The 3,222-nt window shown below is 70.7% G+C and carries 2 protein-coding genes and 2 pseudogenes; 1 reads left to right on the top strand and 3 read right to left on the bottom strand.

Going from position 1 to position 3,222, the window contains the following annotated elements; all coding sequences use genetic code 11:
• From DMC18_RS25200 to DMC18_RS25190, 3 genes and pseudogenes are all read right to left on the bottom strand, one after another.
• A pseudogene (locus tag DMC18_RS25200) lies at nt 1-1,007 on the bottom strand (methyl-accepting chemotaxis protein); the annotation flags it as partial.
• Entirely contained in the window at nt 1,004-1,363 is a 360-nt protein-coding gene (locus DMC18_RS25195; protein WP_233245327.1) for a hypothetical protein, read from the bottom strand. The gene DMC18_RS25195 and the pseudogene DMC18_RS25200, both read right to left, overlap by 4 nt.
• A gap of 147 nt (nt 1,364-1,510) precedes the next feature.
• On the bottom strand, nt 1,511-2,176 hold the full coding sequence (locus tag DMC18_RS25190; protein WP_110121311.1) for a glutathione S-transferase: 666 nt from the start codon (nt 2,174-2,176) through the stop codon (nt 1,511-1,513).
• A gap of 108 nt (nt 2,177-2,284) precedes the next feature.
• On the opposite strand from DMC18_RS25190, the pseudogene DMC18_RS25185 reads away from it, so the two are divergent.
• Nucleotides 2,285-3,222: pseudogene (locus tag DMC18_RS25185) on the top strand (cache domain-containing protein); the annotation flags it as partial.

Genomic DNA, 3,222 nt, shown 5'->3' with positions numbered 1-3,222 from the left:
CGGGCCACGACGGCGGCGGCCTTGCGGGCGCCGTCGGCCGTCTGGCCCACGGTGGCGGTGATCTCGTCCATGGCGCTGGCGGTCTCGGCCAGGTTGGCGGCCTGCTGCTCGGTGCGGCGCGACAGGTTCGAGGCGGCGTCGGCGATCTGGTCGGAGCCGCGGCGCACGCCCCCGGCGCGCTCGTCGATGACGGCCAGGGCGTCGGCCAGCTTGACGGCCGCCTGGTTGAAGTCGGCGCGCAGCTGCTCGTAGGACTCGGAGAACTGCTCGACCAGACGGACCGACAGGTCGCCCTTGGCCAGGCGCGACAGGCTCTGGGCGAGGGCGTCGACCATGTCGGCGCGCTGGCGCTCGGCGGCGGCCTGGACGGCGGCGTGGGCGATGCGGCCTTCCTCTTCCGAGCGGCGGGCGTGGTCGGCGGCGGCGTCGGCCTCGCGGGCCTCCTGCATGGCCTCCTCGGCCTTGGCGCGGGCGCGCTCGGCCAGGCCGATGACGCGGTGCAGGCCTTGGGTGGCCATGATCAGGGCCCCGGCCTCGACGATCAGGATGACGGCGTGGACCAGCACGCGGCCCAGGCTCGCCGAGCCCGGGAAGACGGCGGCGGGCAGCAGGTAGCTGAGAGAAAGGTGGTGGACGGCGACGGTGGCCGCGGCGGCGGCGATGACGGTCCAGTCGCAGTAGACGACCAGCAGGGCCAGGGCCGCGAAATAGGCCATGTGCATGTCGATCTGCCAGGCGTGGCCGTCGAGGGCGGCGACCAGCAGCGAGACCTGGGCCATCAGCGCCACGCCCGACAGGATGCGTCCCGTCTGGGTTTCGCCGCGTTGCAGGACGGCGCCGGCCGCCAGGGCGGCGGTCATCACCGCGGCGATGGCGATGCCCAGCACGTGCTCTCCCACCAGGAAACGGGCGCCGATGACGATCGGGGCCATGACCGAGGTCAGGGTCAGGATCAGGCGACCGCCGAGGCGGCGCTGGACGTCGAGATTCGAGGTCTTCGAGCTCATGGGCGGGGTTCCAGAACGGACTTGGCGGCGCAGACGCCGGCGGCCTCGGGGTCGAGAAGGACGATCGCGCCAGCGGCGCGCAGGCGCTGACCCAGGGTGGCGGGATCGCCGCGCAGGATCAGGATGAAGGGCACGGACCCGGCGCCGGCGATGTCGCCGGCCGTGGTCGCCGCGCCGGCGGCGTGGGCGGCCGACCACCAGGGCGGGAAGACGGCGGCGACGCGGCCCGGATCGCGCGGCGAGGCGCTGGACAACGTCACCGCCAGAAGCGTCAGAACAATCGCGCAGGTTGCGGCCAGTGTTCGACCCAGGGCGTGAAGCAGATCACGCCAGGTTCGAACACGCTGCAGGGACAACCTCGATCTCCGGGGCACGGTGCGCCTGGATCGCGCACGTCAGGGGGCGATCTTTTGCGCCTTCGTGGTGATCGAAGTCTTAAGATCACGGTCGAGCGTCGCCATGTCGCAGGCGATAAGCTTGACCGTGAGTTGCGTTCCCCTCGCTCAGTCGGCGTAGGCGTATTCGCCGCCGCGCTCCAGGGCGGTGCGATAGGCCGGGCGGGCGTGGATACGCTCGAGGAAGGCCTTCACCCGGGGGCGCGAATTGGCCCCGGCGCGCGAGGCGGCGGCCTCCAGCGGGAAGCTCATCATCACGTCGGCGGCGGTGAAGTCCGAGCCGGCGAACCATTCGGACTTGGCCAGTTCGGCGTCCCAATAGTCGATGTGGGCCTTCAGCTGCGGATCGACGAAGCCGGACTGGGCCTTGCCGGCGATGGCCTTGACCAGGGGCTTGAGCAGGCCCGGCGAGCGGGCGGGCAGGGCGCTGAACACCAGCTTCAGCAGCAGCGGCGTCATGGCCGAGCCCTCGGCATAGTGCAGCCAGTAGGTATAGCGCAGACGTTCCGGGGTTCCCGCCGCCGGGATCAGCCGGCCGTTCCCGTAGGTGTCGAGGACGTATTCGATGATCGCGCCGGTCTCGGCGATGGTCTTGTCGCCGTCGGTGATAACCGGCGACTTGCCCAGCGGATGGATGGCCCGCAGCTCGGGCGGGGCCAGCATGGTCTGCAGGTTCCGCTCGTAGCGCTTGACCTCGTAGGGGACGCCCAGTTCCTCCAGCAGCCAGAGGACGCGCTGGCTGCGCGAGTTGTTCAGGTGGTGGACGACGACCATTCGGGCTTTCCCTGCCTTCTGCTTAAGGGTCCGGACGATGGCTGGCCATTCAGCGTTCGGCAAGGTTTACCGCGTCTTGTTCGCCCTCAAGTCGAGTCGGGGGACCTGATGAGTGTGCGTAAGACGTTCGGCCGGCTGTCGCTGGCCGGCAAGCTGATGACCGCCGGCGGCGCCGCCCTGGGCGTGCTGCTGATCGCCGGCTCCCTGCTGATCTCGTGGCAGAGCGGCAAGGCGGTCAAAAGCCTGGCCCAGCGCTACGCCGCCAGCGTCACCGCCCAGACGGCCCAGGAGATCAAGAACGACCTCGACGACGCCGACGCGGTCGTGCGCTCGTCGGCGGGTCTGTTCGCGGCCAGCTACCAGGCGGGCCAGCGCGATCGCGCGGTCTATCTGGCCCAGCTGAAGCCGATCGCCAGCGCCTCGCGCACCGAGCTGGGCGCCTGGCTGATGTTCGCCCCCGGCGCCCTGGGCGACGACGCCGCCTTTGCCGGCCGCGCCGACCTGGGCTCGACCCCGCAGGGCCGCTTCATCGGCTACTGGGTGAAGAGCGGCGAGGCCCTGAGCCTGGAGCAGGGAGAGGACGCCGAGTTCGGCGAGGACTTCTACACGACCAGCGCCGCCAGCGGCCGGCCGGCGATCCTGGAGCCCTATCGCGACAACATCACCGACGGCGGCGAAACCAAGATGCTGCTGATGACCTCGGTCACCTATCCGGTGATCGTCGACGGCAAGACCGTGGGCGTCATGGGCGCGGACCTGGCCCTGGACGATATCGCCAATCGTCTGACCGCCCTGAAGCCGTTCGACGACGGCCGGGCCATGCTGGTCTCGCCGGGCGGCCTTTGGGTGTCGCACCCCGAGGCTGACCTGCGGATGAAGGCCTACGCCGACCCTGGCCTCGACGCGATCAAGGCGGTGATCGCCGGCGGCGGTCCGACGGTGATCGAGGGCGTGAAGATCAAGGGCCAGCGGGCCGAGCGGCTGGTGGCGCCGGTGCGGCTGGCCTCGGGCGCGACCTGGGCCATGGTGGTCGACGTCACCGAGGA

This window comes from Caulobacter sp. D5, from assembly GCF_003185805.1.
Taxonomy (GTDB): Bacteria; Pseudomonadota; Alphaproteobacteria; order Caulobacterales; family Caulobacteraceae; genus Caulobacter.
The sequence above is the reverse complement of the archived record's forward strand: the minus strand, read 5'-3'. Positions and strand labels throughout refer to the sequence as shown.